Source organism: Flavobacterium olei (assembly GCF_039749035.1).
Taxonomy (GTDB): Bacteria; Bacteroidota; Bacteroidia; order Flavobacteriales; family Flavobacteriaceae; genus Flavobacterium; species Flavobacterium olei.
The window spans coordinates 510,201-535,624 of record NZ_JBDKWC010000003.1; the positions used below are offsets into that span (position 1 = coordinate 510,201).

23 protein-coding genes are annotated in these 25,424 nt (G+C 33.7%); 11 read left to right on the forward strand and 12 right to left on the reverse strand.

All coding sequences use genetic code 11. From position 1 onward, the window contains the following. Positions 1–694: 694 nt before the first annotated feature. Genes ABEB31_RS09885 through rnr form a run of 3 tightly spaced genes read right to left on the reverse strand, consistent with a single transcriptional unit; the run spans position 695 to position 4,260 of the window. Positions 695–1,375: a LysE family translocator gene (locus tag ABEB31_RS09885; RefSeq protein ID WP_347051402.1), complete on the reverse strand. Its 681-nt coding sequence runs from the start codon at positions 1,373–1,375 to the stop codon at positions 695–697. A gap of 13 nt (positions 1,376–1,388) precedes the next feature. After that, positions 1,389–2,057, reverse strand: coding sequence for a head GIN domain-containing protein (locus tag ABEB31_RS09890; protein ID WP_347051404.1), 669 nt, complete (start codon positions 2,055–2,057; stop codon positions 1,389–1,391). A gap of 22 nt (positions 2,058–2,079) precedes the next feature. After that, positions 2,080–4,260, reverse strand: coding sequence for a ribonuclease R (rnr, locus tag ABEB31_RS09895; RefSeq protein WP_347051406.1), 2,181 nt, complete (start codon positions 4,258–4,260; stop codon positions 2,080–2,082). 196 nt (positions 4,261–4,456) lie between these two features. On the opposite strand from rnr, the gene ABEB31_RS09900 reads away from it, so the two are divergent. After that, positions 4,457–4,690 (forward strand): putative signal transducing protein, encoded by a 234-nt coding sequence (locus ABEB31_RS09900; RefSeq protein ID WP_347051407.1) that lies wholly within the window; start codon positions 4,457–4,459, stop codon positions 4,688–4,690. A 902-nt stretch (positions 4,691–5,592) separates the two neighbouring features. Further along, positions 5,593–6,024, forward strand: a complete 432-nt coding sequence (gene rpiB / locus ABEB31_RS09905) for a ribose 5-phosphate isomerase B (protein WP_347051409.1) — start codon at positions 5,593–5,595, stop codon at positions 6,022–6,024. A 147-nt stretch (positions 6,025–6,171) separates the two neighbouring features. Here rpiB and ABEB31_RS09910 read toward each other — a convergent pair whose 3' ends face one another. Next, entirely contained in the window at positions 6,172–6,438 is a 267-nt protein-coding gene (locus tag ABEB31_RS09910) for a DUF1294 domain-containing protein (RefSeq protein ID WP_347051410.1), read from the reverse strand. 74 nt (positions 6,439–6,512) lie between these two features. On the opposite strand from ABEB31_RS09910, the gene ABEB31_RS09915 reads away from it, so the two are divergent. Further along, positions 6,513–7,331: a BRO-N domain-containing protein gene (locus ABEB31_RS09915; protein WP_347051412.1), complete on the forward strand. Its 819-nt coding sequence runs from the start codon at positions 6,513–6,515 to the stop codon at positions 7,329–7,331. Positions 7,332–7,407: 76 nt separating this feature from the next. After that, positions 7,408–9,531, forward strand: coding sequence for a Tex family protein (locus ABEB31_RS09920; RefSeq protein WP_347051414.1), 2,124 nt, complete (start codon positions 7,408–7,410; stop codon positions 9,529–9,531). A 143-nt stretch (positions 9,532–9,674) separates the two neighbouring features. On the opposite strand, the gene ABEB31_RS09925 is transcribed toward ABEB31_RS09920, so the two are convergent. The 8 genes from ABEB31_RS09925 to ABEB31_RS09960 form a co-directional block, all read right to left on the reverse strand. Next, positions 9,675–14,933 carry an Ig-like domain-containing protein gene (locus ABEB31_RS09925; RefSeq protein WP_347051416.1) on the reverse strand — a complete coding sequence of 1,753 codons (5,259 nt, stop codon included), beginning with the start codon at positions 14,931–14,933 and terminating at the stop codon, positions 9,675–9,677. A 24-nt stretch (positions 14,934–14,957) separates the two neighbouring features. Beyond that, the gene (locus tag ABEB31_RS09930) at positions 14,958–15,257 is read right to left on the reverse strand and encodes a DUF6916 family protein (protein WP_347051418.1); all 300 of its coding nucleotides are present in this window, start codon (positions 15,255–15,257) and stop codon (positions 14,958–14,960) included. Positions 15,258–15,279: 22 nt separating this feature from the next. After that, the gene (locus ABEB31_RS09935; protein WP_347051420.1) at positions 15,280–15,774 is read right to left on the reverse strand and encodes a GNAT family N-acetyltransferase; all 495 of its coding nucleotides are present in this window, start codon (positions 15,772–15,774) and stop codon (positions 15,280–15,282) included. A gap of 13 nt (positions 15,775–15,787) precedes the next feature. Then, entirely contained in the window at positions 15,788–16,303 is a 516-nt protein-coding gene (locus ABEB31_RS09940; protein WP_347051422.1) for a phage tail protein, read from the reverse strand. 43 nt (positions 16,304–16,346) lie between these two features. After that, positions 16,347–16,847, reverse strand: a complete 501-nt coding sequence (locus ABEB31_RS09945) for a phage tail protein (protein ID WP_347051424.1) — start codon at positions 16,845–16,847, stop codon at positions 16,347–16,349. A 23-nt stretch (positions 16,848–16,870) separates the two neighbouring features. Further along, positions 16,871–17,377, reverse strand: coding sequence for a phage tail protein (locus tag ABEB31_RS09950; protein WP_347051426.1), 507 nt, complete (start codon positions 17,375–17,377; stop codon positions 16,871–16,873). 11 nt (positions 17,378–17,388) lie between these two features. After that, entirely contained in the window at positions 17,389–18,057 is a 669-nt protein-coding gene (locus ABEB31_RS09955) for a twin-arginine translocation signal domain-containing protein (RefSeq protein ID WP_347051427.1), read from the reverse strand. A 235-nt stretch (positions 18,058–18,292) separates the two neighbouring features. Then, entirely contained in the window at positions 18,293–18,472 is a 180-nt protein-coding gene (locus ABEB31_RS09960) for a Sec-independent protein translocase subunit TatA/TatB (protein WP_347051429.1), read from the reverse strand. Positions 18,473–18,684: 212 nt separating this feature from the next. Here ABEB31_RS09960 and ABEB31_RS09965 point away from each other — a divergent pair, with 212 nt between their 5' ends. From ABEB31_RS09965 to ABEB31_RS09995, 7 genes are all read left to right on the forward strand, one after another. Further along, the gene (locus ABEB31_RS09965) at positions 18,685–19,209 is read left to right on the forward strand and encodes a peptidase (RefSeq protein ID WP_347051431.1); all 525 of its coding nucleotides are present in this window, start codon (positions 18,685–18,687) and stop codon (positions 19,207–19,209) included. Further along, positions 19,199–20,689: a GH3 auxin-responsive promoter family protein gene (locus ABEB31_RS09970; RefSeq protein WP_347051433.1), complete on the forward strand. Its 1,491-nt coding sequence runs from the start codon at positions 19,199–19,201 to the stop codon at positions 20,687–20,689. Before ABEB31_RS09965 ends, ABEB31_RS09970 begins: the two co-directional genes overlap by 11 nt. A 65-nt stretch (positions 20,690–20,754) precedes the next feature. Beyond that, positions 20,755–21,378 (forward strand): transposase, encoded by a 624-nt coding sequence (locus ABEB31_RS09975; RefSeq protein WP_347051434.1) that lies wholly within the window; start codon positions 20,755–20,757, stop codon positions 21,376–21,378. Between the two features lie 36 nt (positions 21,379–21,414). Continuing rightward, positions 21,415–21,804 (forward strand): hypothetical protein, encoded by a 390-nt coding sequence (locus ABEB31_RS09980; protein WP_347051436.1) that lies wholly within the window; start codon positions 21,415–21,417, stop codon positions 21,802–21,804. Between the two features lie 120 nt (positions 21,805–21,924). Beyond that, positions 21,925–23,613 carry a DUF6909 family protein gene (locus tag ABEB31_RS09985; protein WP_347051438.1) on the forward strand — a complete coding sequence of 563 codons (1,689 nt, stop codon included), beginning with the start codon at positions 21,925–21,927 and terminating at the stop codon, positions 23,611–23,613. Then, positions 23,614–24,606 (forward strand): hypothetical protein, encoded by a 993-nt coding sequence (locus ABEB31_RS09990; RefSeq protein ID WP_347051440.1) that lies wholly within the window; start codon positions 23,614–23,616, stop codon positions 24,604–24,606. Positions 24,607–24,619: 13 nt separating this feature from the next. Continuing rightward, positions 24,620–25,129 (forward strand): hypothetical protein, encoded by a 510-nt coding sequence (locus ABEB31_RS09995; protein ID WP_347051441.1) that lies wholly within the window; start codon positions 24,620–24,622, stop codon positions 25,127–25,129. Positions 25,130–25,424: the final 295 nt, after the last annotated feature.

Genomic DNA, 25,424 nt, shown 5'->3' on the forward strand with positions numbered 1-25,424 from the left:
GGTTAATTTTTAGAAAAAATTAGATAAAGATAGGTTCGAATCCGGATGATATCTCTAAGACCTTCAAAGCATTTTGAGGGTTTTTTTTATGATTAATTTTTAGAAAAATTAGATAAAGATTCACGTTCGAATCCGGACGATTTCTCTAAACCTTTAAAGCAATTTGAAGGTTTTTTTATGGTTAATTTTTAGAAAAAATTAGATAAAGATAGGTTCGAATCCGGATGATATCTCTAAGACCTTCAAAGCATTTTGAAGGTTTTTTTTTATGATTAATTTTTAGAAAAAATTAGATAAAGCTTCACGTTCGACTCCGGACGATTTCTCAAGACCTTTTCTAATAATTTTTAGATATTACAATTTCAAACATAGCCCGAGGTTTCAACCGTGGGGACGCACAGAATATGGCAATTCGTAACCCACGGTTGAAACCTTGGCTATGTTTTCTACAATAATTATCCCCATTTTTGTCATTTCGACGAAGGAGAAATCTCCACGAGCAGCTCTACAATCTGAATCAAACTTTGCAGAGTTTCTTGCGGGGATTTCTCCTTCGTCGAAATGACAAAATATACGTAAAACTGCACGTTAACTTTGTCAAAGTTTCAAACTTTGACAAAGTTCGATAATCAATAAACACAAAAAAACCTCTGAAATTCAAAGGTTTAATTTTATATTTTCAAGTTTTTAACAACTACTTCTTTTCAATTCTTTCAAAAGCATTTTTCATCATTTCTTTTTCTTTAGGAAACCATCCCTGAGTTATTAACACCAACCCAAAAATCATTAAAACAATACTAATAGCTTTTTTAATTTTGATAATATTAGTGGGTGTCATTTTTGATTTTAATTGTTTGGCTAAAACTATTTTAATGCAGTCGACTAATAAATAAGCAATGATAACAGAAGTAAAAAAAGTGAACATTCTGCTATTCTGCATTTCTAATTTTGGTCCGACAGAAATGATTACTGCAAGCCAGAAACCTAAAACTCCAATGTTAATAACATTGAGCAGGAAACCTTTTATAAATAAGCTTCCGTAATTTCTTTTAATAATATCCCGGTCTATTTCTTCATCATCCATTTTTTCATTATTCTTTAATTTTAAAAAAGAGATAATGCCGTAAGCGAGCATAATAATACCGCCAAAAATAAATAATGCCGGTTTATCTTTTAAACTCTGGATAAGTCTGTAACTGCCTAAGTATGCTATTCCTATAAAAAAAATATCACCTAATACTACACCAAAATCAAAAGCCATTGCAGCTCTGAATCCTTTTGTAATACTGGTTTCTATTAGTATAAAAAATACTGGTCCTACCATGAAACTTAAAAAAAGTCCCCATGGCAGTCCAGCTAGAATATCATTTATCATTCAAAATCATTATTTATTTAACCTGTTCGATTTTACCTCCAAAAACTTTCTTCTCATTAATCTGTTTCGGATTACCATAGATGTAAATAGAGCCTCCTGCGTTAACTTTTGCATCTACAAGGGTTGATGCATTCACATCGGCTTTTCCTCCCGCAGAAACGCTTACATTCGTTTGAGACGTTGCTAATTTACTTCCAAGGAAATATCCTCCGGCTCCTAAACCTGCATCCAGATTTGTTGCAGTTCCTGTTGCAGTAATTTCTCCTCCGGAAACTGAACTTACTTTTAGTTTATCAACATTCAAATCTACTTTTATTTTTCCACCTTCCTGCGCACTAACTTTAAAAGATGTTGCTTTTACGGTTTCTTTACTTGTAACTTCAGCACCTTCATTAACATCTATAAGTTCTAAATGCTTGTAATATAAAGTTATATCCAAATCATTTCCCGACAAAAGTTTCGGAAAAGGCATTCTCAATTTTAAAATACCATTTTTATTTACAGCTTCAACTTCTGCTTCTCTGGTACCTTTTATTACAATTTTATTTTCTGTCGACTGTACTAATTTTACACTCAGTTTATCGAATACTTTTACCGAATCAAAATCTCCTAATTGTTTGGTTACCTGACCAAAAGATAATTGTGCTACTAATATTGCAGCGCCTATAATTAATTTTTTCATGTTTCTTTTTTTATTTATTAACCTATTCAGCTCTTCGTAAAAAATGAAAATCTAATTGTTTTTTAACTAAATCTGCATTTTTTACTTTAACGTAAATTTCATCTCCTAATTGTAAAATACTGTCTGATGTAGCACCAACTAAGGCATATTGCTTTTCATCAAAAGTATAATAATCGTCTTTTATATCTCTGATTCTAACCATACCTTCGCATTTGTTAGAAACAATTTCTACATAAATTCCCCATTCGGTAACACCAGAAATAACACCCAGGAATTCTTCGTCCTGATGATCCTGCATGTATTTAACCTGCATGTATTTGATACTGTCACGTTCGGCGTTTGTTGCCAGACTTTCCATGTTAGAACAATGCTGGGATTTGGTTTCGTAGGTTTCTTCGTCAACAGATTTGCCTCCATCCAAGTAAAATTGTAACAAACGATGTACCATAACATCCGGATAACGACGGATTGGCGAAGTAAAATGACTGTAATAATCAAAAGCTAAACCATAATGACCAATATTTTCTGTCGAATATTTGGCTTTACTCATACTTCTAATCGCAAGAGTATCTATTAAGTTTTGCTCTTTTTTACCATTTACTTCTTCCATCAAAGCATTTAAAGATTTGGAAATATTTCCTTTTTCTCTAAAATCAATTTTATAACCAAATTTTGCAATTACTTGCTGCATTGCAATAAGTTTATCTTCATTTGGTTCGTCGTGAATCCTGTAAATAAAGGTTTTCTTTTGTTTTCCGATGTATTCGGCTACTTTTCTGTTGGCTAAAAGCATGAATTCTTCAATAAGATGATTGGCATCTTTAGAGACTTTAAAATAAACACCTTCAGGTTCTCCTTCTGCATCCAAATTGAACTTTACTTCTACTTTATCAAAAGAAATCGCACCATTCTGCATTCTTTTCTTTCTCAAAATTTTAGCTAATTCATCGAGTTTTAAAGTCGCTTCTACAATTTCATCCGGCACAACATACGATTCTCCGGTAATTGAAATATCGACGGGAATAGTATTGTCTTTTGTTTCAATAATATATTGCGCTTCTTCATAAGCAAAACGCTGATCCGAATAGATTACTGTTCTTCCAAACCATTGATTGATAACCTGTGCTGTCGGAGATACTTCAAAAACAGCAGAGAAAGTATATTTTTCTTCGTGTGGACGCAGCGAACAAGCAAAATTAGACAAAACTTCCGGAAGCATCGGCACTACTCTATCTACTAAATAAACCGAGGTAGCACGCTGATAGGCCTCATCATCCAGAATAGTTCCTTCTTCCAGATAATACGAAACATCGGCAATGTGAATACCGATTTCGTAATTTCCATTTTCTAACTTTTTGAAAGACAGTGCATCATCAAAATCTTTTGCATCTTTTGGATCTATCGTATACGTAAGTGTATCACGCATATCACGTCGATTTGCAATTTCAGATTCCTGTATTGAAGTATCTATTTTTTGTGCATATACCTCTACTTCTACCGGAAAATCTGATGGTAAACCATATTCTGCAAGAATAGCATGAATTTCTGTATTGTGTTCTCCGGGTTTTCCTAAAACTTTAATTACAGAACCAAACGGACTATCGGCTCTTTTTGGCCAGTCTTCAATGTTGACCAGAACCACATCGCCGTTTTCTGCTTCTCCCATTTTTTCTTTCGGAATAAAAATATCCGTATACATTTTGGGATTCGCAGTAGAAACGAAAGCAAAATTGGGCTGAATATCAATAACCCCAACAAACTCGGTTTTGTTTCTTTCTACAACTTCAATGACTTCACCCTCAGGTCTTTTACCTTTTCTTCTGTTATAAACATAAACTTTTACTTTGTCTTTGTCCAAAGCCCTGTTCAAGTTATTTGTCGGGATAAAAACATCTTCTGTAAAATCCGGACAGATAAAATAAGCGGTTTTACGGCTTGTCATATCTATGGTTCCTTCGTAATAATCCTGACTTTCGGCTTTAACTAAATATTTTCCAGGTTCCGATTCAATAATTTTTTTTGAACCTGCCATTATCTTTAAATCCTTAATAATCTGATTTCTGCTTTTTGTATCGTCAAGTTCTAGTTTGTCTGCTATCTGTTTGTAATTAAATCCTTTATTAGGATTTTGCGATAAAATCTTCAATATTTTTCCGGAGAAATCCTTGTCGTTTTTTATCGGCTTTCTAATTTTCTTACTCATATATCTTTTCTTATAAAGTTTAAAATTACAAATAAGATATCGAATAACAGATTTTAACAAATAGATTTATTAAAATTATAACTTTCAAATACTGATTTTCAATCCTTTTAAACAATAAAAAAACAATTCACCCATTTTAAATATTGCTTTTTCAACTTAAATGCGGGCCATTTCGTATCTTTATAAAAACACCCTTATGGAAAGCTTCAAGACGATCGCCATATTCAACTATGACTACGAAACAGTCATTCTCAAACACTTATTAGAGCAGGAAGGAATACCCTATTTTTTTGAAAACGAAATCACACTATCAGTCGTTCCAATGTATTCTGCAGCGCTGGGTGGCATCAGACTCAAAATTCACCCTGGCGATTTCGAACAAGTTCAGGAGATTCTCGACAATCTTAACAATCCGCTTAAAATTGTCTGAAACAAATTCAAATTCAAAATAGATTCGATTCAAAACTAAAATTTTTCAATTTTAAACTTTAATAGTTTTCAACATATATTAAATACAACAAAAAAGATTTTTTAAAATTTAAATAAAATTGTTGGTTATTATAGTGTGTTAATATGTCGAACAAATTTATTTTTAAAAGTATTGAAATGAAGTTTCTTTTAGTTATTCGGAGTTATCAACATACTTATTTTGGGTTAAAAGTTTAGTTTTGAAGCTTTTTTCAATTTTAATTAACAACGGTTGACAACCAAAATTGAATTGAAATTGTAGATAAGTTGATATGTTGATTTCTGTTGAAAATAGCATTTTTGATATTGATAACTTTTCTAAAAATTCCTGAAACTTTATTAGGATTTTTAATTCCGGTTTTGGATTAAGCATTTTTATCAAACAACCAAAAAAAACTTCTAATTTTCTTTTCTAACTTATTAACAGTTTTTGTTAATTTAAGGTTAACTGAATATCAATGAATTACGATATGCTATTAACAGCTCTAAAATTTAACAAATTTATTGCTTTTTATTTATTGAAAATCAGTTAGTTATAGAGTTATTAAAATTGTTAATAAGTGATAAGAGTTTGAACGTAAGAGAGTTGTAGTTTTATATTTTTAGACATGAATTACGCCAATTTTGAAAATATCATTTATAATATAGAAATTTTGAAAACTGTTTATCAAAAAATAAATTGGCATCTTGCAGTGTAATTTTAGGGACAGCTTCCCAATTATAAATAGGCTCCTGTTTATTATTTCAAATAATGAATGTTTAAAACTAAAGTATTAAAAAGAAATTAGTGAAAATTGCTGTAAATCGTGGCCAAAAGGTAATAATTAAGTAAATTTGTAGTAGCACAACTTAATAGTATTTAAAATGAAAATTTCGATAGGAAACGACCACGCGGGACCAGAATATAAAAAAGCAATTGTAAAAATGCTGGAAGAAAAAGGATATGAAGTAACCAATTACGGAACAGATACAGATGCCTCTGTAGATTATCCGGATTTTGGACATCCGGTAGCTAATGATGTTTCGGAAGGAAAAGCAGATTTTGGAATTGTTATCTGCGGAAGCGGAAATGGAATCGCGATGACGGTTAACAAACATCCAAAAGTAAGAGCCGGATTATGCTGGACCAAAGAAATCGCATATTTAACACGTTTACATAATGATGCAAACATTGTAAGTATTCCGGCGCGTTTTACGTCAATTCATCAGGCGGTAGAAATTGTGGAAACTTTTTTAACAACTGCTTTTGAAGGTGGAAGACATCAGACAAGAGTCAATAAAATTGCCTGTTCTTAAAATGTAAAAAAAAAATCGGTGCTTCGCACCATATAAATACAAAACAAACCGGCGGATTCTATAATTTCTAGCGGTTTTTTTATTTTAAATAATTGATTTTAATAGTATTATATACTTTTTTACAGTTATTAACAATGTGGATAACTATCATTTATAAGTATAAATCAGGTAGCCAATTCCTCCCTGAATCAAAATTATTCCGGCAAATTTTGCAATAAAGGAAAATTTACTCGTTTTGTGAGTAAATAGAAACATGGCCGATAATAAACCAATTGTTCCGCCAATAAAGGCGAGAAAAAATAAGGTGTTTTCCGGAATTCGGCGTTTTTGTTTAATTGCCAGTGATTTATCATAACCGGCAATACTAAACTCAAGAACATTTACAACTAAAAAATATATTAATAAAACTTCCATTGGCTAAAATTAGCAACAAATATAGTATTTTAGCTACATATTTAAAATAGAAATAATCTAACTTACATTATAAGATGAGTCCAGTCCAATTATTTGAACAGAAAAAAGTAAGAAGTTATTATGATGCTGAAAATGAAGTTTGGTATTTTTCGGTTATTGATGTGATCGAAATTTTAACAGGAAGTACAATCCCTAAAAGGTATTGGACCGATTTAAAAAAGAAGCTAAAAGCTGAAGGCAGTGAAGCGTACGATAAAATCGTACAGTTGAAAATGCTTGCTGACGACGGGAAAAATAGACTTACAGATACCGCAGATACCGAAACTCTTCTACGTTTAATTCAATCTATTCCTTCTCCAAAGGCAGAACCTTTTAAACAATGGCTGGCTAAAGTAGGTTACGAAAGAATTCAGGAGCTGGCAGATCCCTCTCAAAGTTTAGACAGGGCTCGTGAAAATTGGCAAAATTTGGGACGAAGTGAGAAATGGATTCAGCAACGAATGACGGGGCAGGAAACACGAAATAAGTTAACAGATTATTGGAAAGATTCCGGAGTTGAAAAACAGGATGAATTTGCAATGCTGACCAATATTATTCATCAGGAATGGACTGGTTTGTCTGTAAAAGAACATAAAGAAGCAAAAGGATTGGAATCTCATAATTTGAGGGATCATATGTCTGAAGCAGAATTAATTTTTACTGCTCTCGCTGAACTTTCCACACGACAAATTGCAGAAAGTGTGGAAGCAAAAGGATTGGCAGAAAATGCGGACTCTGGTAAAAAAGGCGGCGCAATTGCAAAAAATGCAAGAACAGCTTTGGAAGAAAAAACAGGAAAAAGTGTAGTAACAGGAGAAAATTTTCTACCTCCAGATAAAAAGAAATTACTTTAAATCAAAAAAATAATATACTGAAATCTTTTCAATTTTAGCAAAACACTTTGCATCTTTGTGATCAAAATAAATAAGAATGACTAATATTCAATTCATTGCCAAAACTGTACAAACAGCGGCGGTTAACATTCAAAACACAGTTAAACTTTTAGAAGAAGATTGTACAATACCGTTTATTTCCCGTTACCGAAAAGATTCGACCGGAAATCTTGATGAAGTTGTAATTGAACAGATTGCAAAGCTTCATAAAGAGTATGAGGTAATTGTAAAACGTAAGGAAGCGGTTCTAAAATCTATTGAAGAACAAAAAGCACTTACTCCCGAATTGAAGAAAAAAATAGAAGATAGTTTTGATTTGCAGGAAATTGAAGATTTCTATCTTCCATACAAAAAGAAGAAAAAAACAAAAGCAGATGTTGCCCGCGAATTTGGTCTTGAACCTTTGGCAAAATTAATTATGTCTGAAAGTGATGTCGACTTTGATTTTATTTCAACACAGTATTTAAATGATAATGTTATAAATGAAGAATCGGCAATTCAGGGCGCCAGAGATATTGTAGCCGAATGGATCAACGAAAATATTTACGTGCGTAAACAACTTAGAAGATTGTATCAGCGTAAAGCGACAATTGCGACTAAAGTGGTAAAAAAGAAATCGGAAGAAGAAGGAGCACAGAAATTTAGCCAGTATTTTGACTGGGAAGAAAATCTGGCGAAAGCACCTTCGCACCGTTTACTGGCAATGCTTCGTGCCGAAAATGAAGGTTTTGTAAAAATGAAAATTGATGTAGATCTCGATGAAGCGTATGACGTTATTGACGAAATTATTATAAAAAAACAAAATAATTCGACAGCGCATTTACAGCTGGCGATTGAAGACAGTTTTAAAAGATTACTAAATCCGGCGATTGGGAATGAGACTTTGCAGGAAGCCAAAGCAAAGGCCGACGCCAACTCAATTCAGGTTTTTGCTAATAATCTCGGACAGCTATTATTGGCGCCGCCGTTGGGAGAAAAAAGAATTTTGGCTATAGATCCGGGTTTCAGAAGCGGCTGTAAAGTAGTTTGCCTGGACGAAAAAGGTGATTTACTATACAACGAAACTATTTATCCGCATGCGCCTCAAAATGAGGAAACAATGGCAATTAAAAAAATCCGTTCGATGGTGAATGCGTATCAGATTGATGCCATTTCTATCGGAAACGGAACAGCGTCTAGGGAAACTGAATTTTTCATTAAAAAAATTGCGTTCGACAAGCCAATTCAGGTTTTTATCGTTTCTGAGGCTGGAGCTTCGGTATACTCTGCATCAAAAATTGCGCGAGAGGAATTTCCTAATTATGATGTAACAGTTCGTGGTTCGGTTTCGATTGGACGACGACTTTCAGATCCGTTGGCCGAATTGGTAAAAATCGATCCGAAAGCCATTGGAGTAGGGCAGTACCAACACGATGTGGATCAGAATAAATTAAAAGAAGAATTGGACAATACCGTAATTCGCTGCGTAAACTCGGTTGGAATTAACATTAACACCGCAAGTAAACATTTGCTAAGTTATGTAAGTGGAATAGGGGAGAAACTTGCCGAAAACATTGTACAATATCGTTCTGAAAATGGTCCGTTTGAAGACAGAAAGCAATTGAAAAAGGTGCCTCGTTTAGGAGATAAGGCCTACCAGCAGGGGGCAGCATTTATCAGAATTTCGAATGCGAAGAATCCGCTGGATAATTCAGCAGTACATCCGGAGGCGTATCCGGTTGTAGAAAAGATGGCAAAGGATCTGAAAATTTCTGTAAATGATCTAATTGCGAATAAAGAAAAAACAGCGCTTATTAAAGCCGAAAATTATATAACACCTGAAATTGGTTTACTTACGCTGAAAGACATCATTAAAGAGCTGGAAAAACCCGGATTAGATCCAAGGAAATCGGCGAAGGTTTTTGAGTTTGACGCCAACGTAAAATCGATTAAAGATTTAAAAACGGGAATGATTTTGCCGGGAATTGTAAACAACATTACCAACTTCGGTTGTTTTGTTGACATCGGAATCAAAGAAAGTGGTTTAGTACATATCTCGCAGCTTAAAGCAGGATTTGTAAGTGATGTGAACGAAGTGGTAAAATTACATCAGCATGTTGATGTAAAGGTTACTGAGGTTGATGAAGACAGAAAGAGAATTCAGTTAACGATGATTCTTTAAATTCAGAAAGTTGAAAATATTTTTTTAAAAAAACTCCCAAATTACAATTGTAGTTTGGGAGTTTTTTATTTTGAAATTTTAGTATATCAATAAAAGCCCCAAATTGTCTTTACAATTTGAGGCTTTTGGAGAACTTAAGGAAGTTATTTTTTTAGAATGAATTTCTGAGTCTTAATTGATTGATTATTGGTATTCTTAATTAAATAAACGCCATCTGCGAGATCTTCTATATGAATTGTATTGAGAACATCTGCGTTTAGATTCACTGATTTTACAAGTTTTCCTGCTGAATCTACAATGATGTATTTTCCATCATATTTGGTAAGGATATTTAAAATTCCTTTACTTGGAACAGGATACATTTTAAAATTAGAAACTTTAAAATCATCGACGCCCAAATTAGTTACAGTAATACAATCTGAAACAACTGTACATTCGCCAACAGTAATAGCAACTTTGTAATCTCCTGGTAATGTAGGCGTAAAAGATTGATTAGTTTCATTGCTCAATGCTGTATCAGGACACTTGTACCACTGATAAGAAGCTCCTGAATAATCTGCTGTTACTATTCCTGAATTTAAGCTTACTGTTTTCTGAATTGCTGAAGGATCATTAATTGTTAATATTAATGTTTTAGTATCACAACCGACAGTATGACTATAAACTCCTGAAGTTGAAAAAGTTGTTCCATTTACCGGCCACACATACATTTTGCAGGCTGTTACTGTCTCTGTAGTAGTAGTAGAATCAGTAATTATTAAACTTAAAGTTTTGGTCTCACATCCTAAAGTATGAGTAAATGTTCCAGATGATGTATACGTTATTCCATTTACCGGCCAGGTATAACTATCACATGCATTTTGTACCTCTGTATTAGTAGAAGTATTAGTAATTGTTAATACTAAATTTTTAGTATCACATCCGTTAGTATGTGTGTATGTTCCGGAAGAGGTATACGTAACTCCATTTACTGGCCAGGTATAGCTGCTACAAGCATTTTCTGTTTGTGTAGAATTTGTTGAGTTCGTAATTGTCAATACTAAAAGTTTAGTATCACAATCAGCTGTATATGTATAGGTACCAGATGTTGTATACGTTATTCCATTTACCGGCCAGGTATAACTATCACATGCATTTTGTACCTCTGTATTAGTAGAAGTATTAGTAATTGTTAATATTAAATTTTTAGTATCACATCCGTCAGTATATGTGTATGTTCCGGAAGAGGTATACGTAACTCCATTTACTGACCAGGTATAGCTGCTACAAGCAGTTTCTGTTTGTGTAGAATTTGTTGAGTTTGTAATTGTTAATACTAAAGTTTTAGTATCACAACCAACTGTATGTGTATAGGTTCCAGATGTTGTGTATCGGGTTCCATTTACGGACCAGATATAGCTGCTACAAGCATTTTCTGTTTGTGACGAACTGGTGTAAGGAGTGATTGTAAGTTTCAACGTTCTGGTCACGCACCCAACTTTGTTGGTATATGTTCCGGAGCTGGTATATTGAGTTCCATTCGCGGTCCAGATATACGAATCGCAAGCTTCTACCACTTCATCCGGCAGAGAAGTAGAAGGAGTTATGGTAAGTTTTAAAGTCCTTGTTTGACAATCAACAACAGTTGTATAAGTTCCCGAGGTGGTATATTTAATACCATTAGCAGCCCAGGTATAAGAATCACATGCGTTCACCACTTCATCAGCAGCGATAGTAGAAGGTGTTACAGTAAGTTTCAACGTTCTGGTCACGCATCCAACTTTGTTGGTATAAGTACCAGAGCTGGTATATTTAGTTCCATTTGCAATCCAGGTGTACGAATCGCAGGCTTCTACCACTTCATCCGGCAGGGAAGTAGATGGAGTGATGGTAAGTTTTAAAGTCCTTGTCTGACAATTAACAACAGTTGTATATGTTCCGGAACTGGTATATTGAGTTCCATTCGCAGTCCAGATATATGAATCGCAGGCTTCTACCACTTCATCCGGCAGGGAAGTAGAAGGAGTGATGGTAAGTTTTAAAGTTCTTGTCTGACAATTAACAACAGTTGTATACGTTCCGGAGCTGGTGTATTTAGTACCATTCGCAGCCCAGATGTAAGAATCACATGCTTTCACCACTTCATCTGCAGCGCTATCAGAAGGAGTGATGGTAAGTTTTAATGTTTTAGTCTCACATCCGACGACAACACTATAAGTTCCGGAGCTGGTATATTTTGTACCATTTACCGACCAGGTATACGAATCACATGCTGTTACCACTTGATCAGGAGCGATAGTGGAAGGTGTACCGGTTACAGTTTTTACCAACACTCTGTCACTTGAACAGTAAGCAGCTTCGCAAGCTACACAATAAGTTGTATTATTTGCAACAGGAGTTGCTGAAACAGAAGCCCCAGTTGCAAAACTTGTTCCTCCCGTCAAGGAAGTATACCAAGTTGCAGTGGTAGCCAAAGGACAAGTAGCATTTAAAGTAACAGCCGTACTACCTAGACAAGTAATATTTTGTGTATCTGTTGTAACGGTAGCGTTTGTTGGTTTTATTGATGTTGTAGTAATATTTGAATTTACAGTTGCAAAATTTGAACCACTTACAGTTGCCTGGTTTGTTACAGCACAGGTGTTTTGAGGCAATGTTCCTGCAGCGTTAATTGTTGCACTAAAGGTTATTACAGTACTTTTTCCGGCTGGTAAAGTAAATGGACCTGCAGAAAGTGTTGTTGCTGTGGTGGCTTGTACCGAATTATTTTTTGCAGTCTGAGTACTTTCAGGTTGTATATTTTTCGTTGATTCTTCTTGTACGGCCGCACTTTGGAGATCTTCTTGTACTGTAACCATTTTAGAAGCTGAGATATTTGAAGGTGGTGTAACATTACCTGATATAATTGTCCCAGTACCATTTTGTCCCGCCATTTCATCTATTGCAGTACCCGGAGTTGGATTATTAGCATCCCAAAATAATTTTAATGCAGCAGATCTGTCGCCGACGCCAGAGTTTAAAGCCGTTGCACCTTGTAAAATTACCTGAGAGCTTGCCCCGTAAGAAAGAACATCAAAGTTTACCAGTATACCACTAGGATTATTAATCGTATTTCCGCCAATATTCGCGGCATTTTTAATGCTGCTTGAAGCAGTTGCTACTGCTACAATTCCAACATTTGCATATGAGTTCGCGACAGCATTAACTGTGTTATTTTTAATAGTAGCATCCATTCTAGCTGTACCAGCCAAGTTATTATCATTTACTTCAGATTGAATACCGTAATTAGAAGCGTTGTTAATGGTGTTGTTTAAGATTTCTGTAATATGTTTGCTGTTTCCTAAAGCGGCTACAGAAATTCCATTAGAAACTGTTCCTATACCTGATCCTTCGACAATATTATTGTTGATTCTTCCGGTCATTGATCCATTATCCTGATGTCCTACATTGCAAGCAAAGGATCCGTTAAAACTTGATTTTAAAGTATTATAAATAATATTATAATTTACCACAGCAGATCCCACAGCCTGCAAAGACAAACCATTACCTCCTGGACTTACTGAAGGTGCATTTATGATATTTCCATCAGTTGGAACTGGTCCGCCAACCTGAACACTGTTAGTAGAAGTACCTCCAAAATTTAAGGTTAAGCCATCGGTTTTAGAATTAGAGAAATCATTTTTCTTTAGTATTAAAGTATTATTTGAAGATCCATAACCTTCAAAAGCAAAATTACTACCACCATTTGCTCTATTAAATGAGTTTTTAAATTGTGAAGAGGTCACAGTTAAAACAACGCTGGGGTTTTGAGAAAGAATACCATTATAACCATAAAAACCACGACCCCAGGAATCATTTACATTGGTATTAGTTATAGAACATGTTCCTTTTAAGTTAAGAGCCATAATCCCGCCAACTTCCGAATTTCCGCCATTAAAACTTCCGCAACCAGTTAATGTACTGTTTGTAAGGGATAAGTTGTTAACGTCATTAATATTAATACCAACTGAATTTGTAATTCCGGTAATAGAGATATTATCTAGATCTACTTTTGTCGAAATTCCTTTAAGATGTATCGCACCATTGCATCCGGAATTATCATTTACTGCATTGTTGCAAATTGCCGATGAAGTATTGGCATTAATAAAGGTCATGTTTTTTAACGATACAACGGTGCAAGAAATAAATTCGGCACCTCTGTTTTGTATATTCTGAATTGTACCTCCCGATCCAGCAGTTGTTCCTGTTCCCGTAACGTAAATACTACCTGTCGCATTAACAGATATTCCCTTTACTCCTCCGTTTGCAGAAATAGTTTTAAAAATACAATCGACAATTCCTCCTGAAATAATATTTAATGCAGTTGCTGTACCTCCCAAAATACTTGCATCGCGAACTTTCAAGGCGCCAACATTGCTACCCGTCATTGTTGCTGATGAACCGCTTAGTATAATTCCCTGAATATCATTATTTGTGTTAAGATTCAGAACAGAAAATGTTGGACTTGTTCCACCTGTAGCAGGAAGTGCATTGCTGTAAGATGGTGGTGTTAAATTTAGAATGGATACTAAAGAACTTGTAGCACCCTGTCCAATAACTTTTTGGTTATTACCTAATGTAAGCGCGTTTCCACTAGCACCTGAATAAATAAAAATTGGATTTGATCCAGTTCCTGTCGCATTATCAACTGTTTTAAAAGGACTTGCAAGGGTCCCGTTTCCATTTACAGTGGCAGCGCTATTTACAAAAAAGATTGGGGTTGTAACATTTATGTTTACAGTTCCAGTACTTGTTTTTCCACTTGCTGTGGTCAGAGTATAAGTAAAACTGTCTAAACCCGAATATCCTGCTGCAGAATTGTAAGTAAAAGATCCGTTAGAAGACAAATTAACAGTACCATGAGAAGGATTTACTAATACAGTAGATGTTAACAATGTTCCGTCGGGACTTATGTCATTAGCCAAAACTCCCTGAGCAGCATTTAATACAATACCAACATTACCAATACAATTATAGGTATCATCTACGGAAATTGGCGTAGCTTTTAATGAACCCGGAACTAATGTTAAGTTAGAGTCTAATATATCCTGAAAAGCAGTTCCTAAGGCAGAATCAATTCCATTATTTGTAATCGTAATTGTAAAATCAAGTTGTGAACCTGGTACGGCTGTGCCTCCACCATTGACAGCTACAGAATTAAGAACAGAAATACTTGGTGCAAACGCAGCTTTTTTATGCATTTGACCTCTACTAGTAATAACCTTTTGATCTTTACCTTTTTTGTTCACAAAGCTTTCTTCTACTTTATGAATCTTCTTGATTATTGATCCGACAATATTTTCCTTAATGACATTATTGTAAGACATTCCAAAGGTTAGGAAACCAAACAGTATTAGTATGATTAATAGTTTGTTATTTTTCATATTTTCACTTTAAAAGTTTATAAATCAAGAAAACACAGCTTCGTATTTCATTCCAACATTATCAAAACCTAATGGAGAAAGAAATAAGTCAAAGTTTCCTTTTTGAGGGTGTATTACAGTAAAAATTCCTTGTTCATAATATTCGTTTTTCTGTTCTGTACGAAAAACAACAGAAAAAGGAGTTCGTGCCATTTGAGAATAGTTTTTTAACTCAGTTACTTCAATCAATTGAGCATTTAACTGAAGTTCTGGCGAAATCTGAATTTTAAAAAATTGATTAAGTTGTGATTCAAAATCTTTTATAGAAAGTAAAGTTATATCCATGCATTAATTTTTAATTTTATACCTATTTAGGGCTCCATTCCATTAAATGGTAAATACCATTTGTTTCACTTATTTTTATAAATCCCAATCTTTTGTATAATTCCTTAGCAGGATTAAAACTTTCAACATGAATGGTCACTTTTAAGTTTGTATTTCTTGCTTTATTTATAATTTCTTTGAAAATTAAACTTCCGATGCCTTTGTTTCTCCATTCGGGAAGTATTGTGATGTCAATAATCCTGATTTCTTTATTTTCGAAAAAATAGTCTATATATAATCTACCTATAGCTATATCTTGTTTCTCAATTAAATAAAAGTCAGCTCCCAGAAACTTTTTTTGATAATAATCGTGCTGAGCAAAAAACTGATGTTCTATAAATTTTTTTTTCTGTTCATTATCCCAATTTGTTCCATTATCTAACTCTTCTGTTCGCGTACTGCCATATATTTTACACAATATTGGCAAATCAATGTTTTGAATCTTTCGAAGATTAAGATCTGTTAATTCTAATTTCAATGACAATTAAGTTTTAAGGTCTTTGAGGAAAAATTCCCTGAAGTGCTATACAAAAATTGACCGTCAAGTAAGGCATCATGTTATTATGCGGATTGTTTCCACCAGTAGATGCAATTGAATTTTCATCCATAAAAGCTGAAGTTCCTGTAGTGGTATAGATTTTCACGGGATTTCCGCGTCCAAAACTATTTCCTGCAGGAGAAGTAACCTGAGCATTAAAGCTGGCGGCTAACAACGTATGGTTATGAGCTGGAATTTCAGATTCTAATAATGTCACCGTTTCAGTTCCACTCATTTCTCCTAAATCATGTAATGATAAGCCTTGACCTTGCCTCGGTTGCATCGGTGATCTTCCTTGTAAATCTGGTAAAGCAAAAGTAGTTTTTCCATCACCACCATATGTTGTCCCAAGCAAAGAGAAAAGGGCGGTGTTTTGAGAAATAGGCAAAAGCTGTCCATTACAAAATGCCCAGCCTGTAGGTGCAAAATTGAATGGAAATATGCGTATTTCAGCCACAAATTGGTCCATAATATTTTTATTTTTAAAAAAAGGTTACTATCTAATTTAGGCACTAGCTAACAGGTGGATAGATGCCATACAAGGATATAATAAAGTTTACGCACAAATAAGGTTGCATATTTGTATGAGGCTGACTACCGCCCGTAATTGTAATTGTTTGAGAATTTAGAGCTACCGATGGAGCTGTTGGAGAATAAATCTTATTACCTGTTGCAGTGGCACTTGCATATGCACCAGCTGGACTTGCAGTATCTGCTGTATTGCTGGTTGCGATTACACTATGATTATGATTTGGAATCTGCCCTGTTATAAGGGTTACTTCCTCGACGCCGGCACTTTCTGCGAAATTGATATTATTTCCGTAATGAACAGGAAGGCGACCTCGCATATCGGGCAATGCAAATGTTTCCTGGCCATCTCCGCCATAGGTAGTGCCAATTAATTGAAATAAAACTTCATTTTCTGAAATTGACATCATTTGTCCATCACAAAACATCCATCCGTTAGGAGCAAAATTTCCTGCAAAAATTCTTATTTCACCAACACATACCATATATAATATACTTTTTAATTTAATTAATTTTGAGATGGAAACACACCTTGTAGAGCTATACAAAAATTTAAAGCAAGGTAGGGTTGCATATTTAAATGTGCCTGACTTCCTCCAATACTGGATAAGGAAGTATTATTCATTGAAACTAGATTTTCTCCAGTCCCATTGTATACCTGATTGGGTGCAGTATTACCAAATATAGTTTGATTGGAAGGAATATTTGTACTTACTGCATCAGTTTTAACCTGAACTAAATGCCTGTGTTGAGGCAGTTCGCTAATGTTTATAGTGTGAGCCTGCTCTCCTGCTCTTTCGCCTATATTATGACCATTTCCAAAATGTATTGGAGTCCGTGCCCTAAAATCGGGTAACGCAAAGTTAGTCTGCCCATTACCTCCATATGTCGTTCCTAATAAAGCAAACAACGCCTGATTTTGATTAATAGGGATAAACTGTCCATTACAAAGAGCCCATCCTTTTGGGGCAAAATTAAAAGAGAAAATTTTTATTTCGGCTAAAAATGGTTCCATATGCGAATTTTTTAAACTACTAAAGAAGTAATGGAAAGGGTATGTGAAGAAATAATTTTTCTGTCGTATACAATTCTATTTCCTTCTGTAATAATAATTTTTGTTATAGTTTGATTGGAAGATAAGATTGTGGCAAGCTGAACATTTCCTTTTTCTGTTGCAAAACCGTAAGGATTAAAGGGCTGTTCAGCTGCCGGAAATAAATATTTTGATAAATCAACATTTGTATTATTTTTTCTAAGCTCATTAACAGCAACAGTAATAGCTTCAATATCAAATCCAGAGAGTGATTTTATAGATTGCCATTTACCATTTGAATTTTTTCCTAAACACAATAAAACATTGTCAATTTTTCCAGTTGTTTCGGTATGAAGATGCATTGGAAACATTTTTAAAAGTCCGTCTGCAGAACTATAACAGTTATCTGAAGAAGCTTCATATCCATTTTTTTGCCAGGTTTTGATGGCATTATTATAGCATTCTTGCAAAGAGCTATCCGATTTGAAAGCATTTGTAGCAATTGATTTTGAAAATTTTGATAAAATATTTTCCTCATCTGCATGGTTTAAATCCCAAAAATCGTTTAGGGAATTTTGAGCAATTAACGAACTGCTAAATAAGGTTGCAGCTCCAGCTATACTCACGTTTTTAATAAAACTTCTACGTGTAGAATCAATCATAATTCCCTGCTTTTCAGTTAAAATTCGGAGTAAAAATAATGAAAGGAAGTATTAAATGATAATATTTTGTTAAAAGATACAATAAATACCGTATAACTACGTTATTTTTATTTTTTTTTGAGAAAACACTTATAAGAATGAACTGGTGTTTTTTAAAGCTTAGTGTAAGGCAAAAAAAATCCCAAACTACAATTATTATAATTGTAATTTGGGATTTAATAAAGAAGTTAAAAAATTATAATTTTGACTCTTCCTCTTGTTTTTTAGCAGCAGGTTGATCGTCTTTAGCAGCGTTTTTAAATTCCTTTATTCCGCTTCCTAAACCTTTCATTAATTCTGGAATTTTTTTACCTCCAAAAAGTAAAATCACAATACCTACTATTACAAGGATTTCTGTAAGACCTAATCTTCCCATGATTGTATATTTAATGCCGAAGCAAGTTGTTTTTCTTAATTATCCCGCAAAGGTATATAGAAATATACGAAGAAGAAGTGTTTTTGGTTTAAAATATTTGTAATAGACCACGTTAAATATTTTATAAAATCGTAAATTAAGTAAATTCATAAAACTTTTCCGCACATTATCCTTACGATTTATTACTATATTTGCTCGTTTAAAGAACTAAAATGTCTGGTAAAAAGAAAAGAAATCTGCGTAAAAAATTATTCATCAAAAACCGTCTGGTTATTTTGAATGAGAATACTTTTGAGGAAATCTTTTCTCTCAGATTAACATTAATGAATGTTTTTGTAACATTTACTTTAGGAGGTATTTTTCTAATTTTGGTTACTACGTTCATAATTGCATTTACACCGCTTCGCGAATTTATTCCGGGATATTCTTCGACAGAATTAAAAAGAAATGCTACCAGACTGGCCATTAAATCTGATTCGCTGGAAACTGCTTTGAGAAAAAACGAGCTTTATATTAAAGGTATCCAAAAAGTTTTAAAAGGAGAATTAGAATATGCAAAATTCAACAAAGATTCTATCTTAACAGAGACAGCCGAAGATGCTTCAGCTTTAAACATGAAAGCATCAGATGCCGAAATAAAATTGAGAGAAGAAGTATCTAAAACCGAAAAAGAGCAGTTAAAATCTCAGGGCAAAAAGAAAAGCGACAAAAAAAATACCACAAAAAATGTCAATTAAGTCAATTGCGGCAAAAATATTCGCCAGAAAAATATACAAGCAAACTCTTAAATGGTCTCAAAAACCCGTTGAGACTCAAAACGCAGTTTTTAAAAATCTGATTAAAAATGCAGAAAAAACACAATTTGGAAAAGACCATAATTTTGATTCTGTAAACTCGGTTTCAGATTTTCAGAAAAAAGTTCCTGTAAGAGATTATGAAGATTTAAAACCCTATATCGAAAAAGTAGTAAAGGGAGAAGAGAACATTCTCTGGAAAGGAAAGCCAATTTATTTTGCCAAAACTTCTGGAACTACTTCGGGTGCAAAATATATTCCACTTACAAAAGAATCTATGCCTTCGCATATTAATGCGGCGAGAAATGCTATTTTACATTATGTACACGAAACCGGCAATGCCGATTTTGTTGACGGAAAAATGATCTTTTTGCAGGGAAGTCCCATTTTAACAGAAAAATATGGAATTAAATTCGGCCGTCTCTCCGGAATTGTAGCGCACTTTGTTCCTAAATATTTGCAAAGAAACCGAATGCCTTCCTGGGAAACCAACTGCATTGAAGACTGGGAAACCAAAGTAGATGCCATTGTACACGAAACTATTAGCGAAGATATGTCGGTAATTTCAGGAATTCCGTCCTGGGTTCAGATGTATTTTGAACGTCTTGTACAAAAAAGCGGCGGAAAAAAGATTGGAGATATTTTCAAAAATTTCAATCTCTTTATTTACGGAGGGGTTAATTATGAACCGTACAGAGCCAAATTTGAAAACATGATTGGCAGAAAAGTAGACAGCATTGAATTGTTTCCTGCTTCTGAAGGTTTTTTTGCTTACCAGGATTCACAAAAAGAAAAAGGAATGCTCTTATTATTAAATTCAGGTATTTTCTATGAATTTATAAAAGCAGAAGAATTTTTTACCGAAAACCCAAAAGCGCTGACAATTGGCGAAGTTGAGGTTGGCGTAAATTACGTGTTGATTATTTCTACGAATGCAGGACTTTGGCGTTATAATATTGGAGATACAGTTCAGTTTACTTCTACAGCTCCATATCGTGTAATCGTTTCAGGTCGTATCAAACATTATATTTCGGCATTTGGAGAACATGTAATTGCCAATGAAGTCGAAAATGCTATGAAAGAAGCTCTTGCAGAAACCAATATCGTAATCAACGAATTTACGGTGGCGCCTCAGATTAATCCGTCAAGCGGATTGCCGTTTCACGAATGGTTTATAGAATTTGAAAAAGAACCCGAAAACATGGAAGTTTTTGCCGAAACAATTGATAATTCGATGCGAAAACAAAACATTTATTACGATGATTTAATCACAGGAAATGTTTTAAGAAAAGTAGTTGTAACTAAAGTTTCCAAAAACGGTTTTCAGGATTATATGAAATCTCAGGGAAAACTGGGTGGTCAGAATAAAATTCCGAGATTGTCAAATGACAGGAAAATTGCTGATAATTTGATAAAATTATAGATAATATTTCTAAGATTAAACAGTATTTGTCCATATAAATTAGATGGATAAATAAATGAAAATGAATGAGTAAAGAAAGGTGTCAGAATAAATACCGTATTTCTTCAGTAAGAGCTCAATGGTGGGATTATGGTTGGAGCGGAGCATATTTTATAACAATTTGTACACAGGACAGAGAACATTATTTTGGAGAAATTCAAAATAATAAAATGGTTTTATCCAAAGTTGGAATAATTGCTGATTTATTGTGGTATCAAATTCCTATACATCATAAAAATATTGAATTGGGGGATTTTGTGGTTATGCCAAATCATATTCACGGAATTTTGATTATTGATAAACAATTGAATAATAATGTGAATATTGCGAATGACGCGAATTACACGAATGATGTAGAGACAGGGCATGCCCTGTCTCTACCGGCGACATCACCCTCGTCAACATCACCATTATTATCAACCGTCAAATCGCAAAACCCAGGTTCACAACGTTTTCAAAACATTGGAAAAAATACCATTTCGTCTATTGTTGGATCCTATAAATCTGCTGTAACAAAACATGCCAATAGATTAGGATATCCACATCAATTGCAAAAATTGTTTTATGATAATATCATTAGAGACAATAATCAATATCAAAAAATTTCTGATTATATTGTTTCAAATCCGGAAAATTGGGCAAAAGGATAAATTTAAAATCGAAGATAAATCAAAATAAAACAGAATTTGGATCGTCACATACCGTATGAACAAGTTAGACAGAGAGACTGTGATTTTATAGTCCAATATCGTTTTTATTCTCCTGAAGAAGGAGGAAGAAAAATAGGAAATCCGATGCAGGGATATCGTTCAGATTTTATGTATTCTGGTGATGAAAATAAAAAGCAGTTATGGATGATTTGGCCTGAATTTTTAGATGAAGAAAATAATATTATTTTAGATAAATCACTTAGAGTTCCTGATTTTGGAAAAGCCCAAATGTGGTTAGTAAATGAATATCTTTTGGAACTTCATAGAGGACGAATTAAAATTGGATTAAAAGCTTTTTTCATGGAAGGCCCACATAAAATTGCAGAATGTGAAGTCATTCAAATTGTCAATCCTAATTTGAAATAAACATTATAAATTAACTCACATTTTTAGTTTTCAATTGAAATAATAGTAATATTTCCTAATTTCGTTTATCGAAACACTCGAATCATCTTCCCTTATAGAAGATTATTAAAATAAAAATACATGAAAGAAACCAAACATATATCAAGATCAAGAGCGCAGGAATCTTCTGCGGCGATAGAAAAAATGTACATTACCATGCGCCATTTATTCAACCGTGGTTTTTATAAACCAATGGGAGTTTCGGGCGATAGTTTAAGAGAATCATTATTGGCATTGCGTCCGGAAATTTACGGGAATATTGCCGAAGAAAAAGTAGAACTAAACGGACTTTTGTATGTTATAGAACGTCTTCCAATCGGAATTGAGCAGTGCCGTTTTATCAATTTAACATCCGATGAAGGTTATTCGAGATCTCATTTCCAGGCGATTGTTCCTCCAAAAAGAAGAAGAAACTGTTATAGAATCGACGAAGAACAAATGAACGTGGAAATCACACGTGGTCGTTCGGACATTTATGATATCCTGACCCATTTGACATTCATTTTCATTGAATCTCATAAAATCAAAAACAGAGTTTTAATTGATGATGGAGGAGAAGTTTCCCGCGATTGGCTGAAGCTGGAACAAGCTGTAACAAGCACCAAAAAATTAAGTCAGATCGAGAAAGAAAAAGCGATTTCTCATGTTGCCAATATCGTAGCGAGAACATTTGAGGAGGTTTTGGACATTTACGATGCCTTTGGCTCTGAAAATGCTCCAGATCGATTTCTGCATGTAATTTACTGGTTGGGAAAACTGGCTATTGAAGAGATTGTAGAAAACAATAAACGTACAATTACTTTTAGTCCGGTTTTGCGCGAACGTTTAGGACACCACATTCACGGAGAAGTCTGGGCAACAAATATCAAGGAAGTCTTAAAAGCCAACGATTTATTAAAACGGCCAATTCATGTCATTAGTGCCAATATGCACAGTGTAATGAATTCGATTTTTGCAACGCCTTTACTAAAAAACAAATTTAAAGGGAAATCAGATTTCTTTATTTACGAAGAACTAAGCAGTTCAGGATCTAAAGAAATCAGAGCACAGGTTGAAGAACTGGCACAAAAAAACGGAATGATTTCGTTACCGGATACATCGGGAACTAATATTGATGTTCAGATTTTTGATACGGCGAAAATTGACTGGTCAAAAACGGCATTTTCATACGCAAATATCGACGAAGAAAAACCGGTGATCATCGTAATGGATTATGCTTTTGGAGAACAGGCGTACGAAACAATTGATGAACTTTTGAAACCTTATAAAAAAGAAACCTTACTAAATGTAAAATCGGTTTCTATAATGGGTAAAGCCGGAATTCTGGAAGGCGGAAAAGGCGATATCATGATTCCAACAGCGCATATTAATGAAGGAACGGCCGATAATTATTTTTTCGAAAATGAATTGACAGGCGCCATGTTCGAAGGAAACGACATAGATATTTATGAAGGTGCAATGGTTACCGTTTTAGGAACTTCGTTGCAGAACCGTGATTTATTAAAGTTTTTCCACGAATCTACCTGGGGCGTAATTGGTCTGGAAATGGAAGGTTCCTATTATCAGAAAGCCATTCAGTCAGCGTCAAAAATCAGAAAAAGCGTTCCCCATGATATTAAAGTAAGATATGCGTATTATGCTTCAGATAATCCATTAGAAACCGGAAGCACCTTAGCTTCAGGCGGACTGGGAACAACAGGCGTAAAACCTACTTATCTGATTACCATTAAAATTTTAGAACAAATTTTCAACATAAAAGAACCTGTATAAATGAGTACAAAATTACCCCATAATTCAGAAGATCAGGAGATTGATTTAGTTCAGATTTCAAAAAAGATAGGTAATTTTTTTGATAGAGTAAATACTTCTATTTTTAGAAGTATTCAGTTCTTTATGAAGAATTGGGTTGTAGTTTTGGTTTTAGTTGTGGCCGGGTTTGCAATAGGCTGGTATATGGACGCTACAAGAAAAGTCTATAATAATCAAATCATTGTTCAGCCCAATTTTGAAAGTGTTGATTATCTGTATTCTAAAATCAATTTACTGCAGTCAAAGGTAAATTCGAAAGACACTGTTTTTTTAAAGGATGTGGTTGGAATTAAAAAGCCGAACCTTATTAAACGCATTCAAATCAGACCTGTTGTAGAAGCGTATAAATTTGTTGACACAAAGGAGCGAAATTTTCAGTTATTAGAACTAATGGCTGAGAATGGCGATATCAACAAAATTTTGTTAGATACCATAACAAGCAAAAATTACAGATACCACACTATTTCTTTTACAGCAAGTAAGGTATTAACAGATAAGGATCTTGTGACTCCAATTTTAAATTTTTTAAATTCATCGGAATATTTTAATACAATTCAGAAAATAGAATTAAAAAACCTGCAAATTAATATAGCTCAAAATGATTCGATTGTAAAACAGATTAATAATGTTTTGAGTAGTTTTTCAAATGCTACAAAAGGAGCTCAGAAAAACGATAAATTGGTGTATTATAATGAAAATACCCAGCTAAACGATATTATAAAGACAAAACAATCCCTGATTGATGAACAAGGCAGAAACAGATTGAAAGTAATAGATTTCGAAAAAACTATTAAAGAGATTACTTTTACTATAAATATTGAGAACAGGACAACTATAATTGGAAAGTGGAAAATACTACTTCCTGTTTTATTTGTATTCTTTTTTATCATCTTGCATCGATTTAAGATTTTTTATAAAAAACAAAGTTTAATAGCAGAAAAACAAAACAATTAAAAATATTAAAAAAATGAAGTTAAAGGTCATTTCTATCTGTCTCCTTTTTAGCTTATTTATAGCTTCCTGTGACAAAAAAGAAAATGTAAAAAAGAGGGATTTTTTTGAAATCACAATTGAAGGGGTTTTCGCAAAAAATGATAAAATACAGGTTTTTTACTTAGTTGAAGGACAGGAGTGGAAAGATGAAAATTCGATTTTAAGACCGGTTTATGCATCTGAGGAAATGCAGAAAATTGTATTAAATGTTCCAGATAACGTTTTTCCGGAAAATATCAGAGTAGATTTAGGAATTAATACAACCCAGCAGTACGTTACAATAAAAAACATTTCTGTAAAACATAATGCAAAAATTATTAACGGAGATTTGGAAGCTTATAAAAAGTACTTTTATGGCAATGAATTTGTAAGCTGGGATCCCAATTATTTTGGATATAAATTAAGTACCGTAAATGATAATTATGATCCTTTTCTAATGGGTAATAATGAATTGATGGATGAACTCCAGAGAATTAAATACTAATTTTAAAGCTATTACCAAAAATAAAATAAAAGATGCGTTTTAATTTTAAACTTATTTTAAGTAACAAAAAAATTAGAGAGTATCTTTTTTTTATTGGATTACTATTTTTGGTTTATTTACCAAAGGGAGGGTTCAAAATTATAGGAATACCATTTACATGGGGATATTTATATTTAGGATTTCTATTTGTTTTGTCTGTATTTATCTTATTTGAAAAAAGGGCATTTTTGATTCAGACAAAGCATTTTATTTGCTATTTGGCCACATTGCCATTTGTGGTTTATTTTTCTCTGAA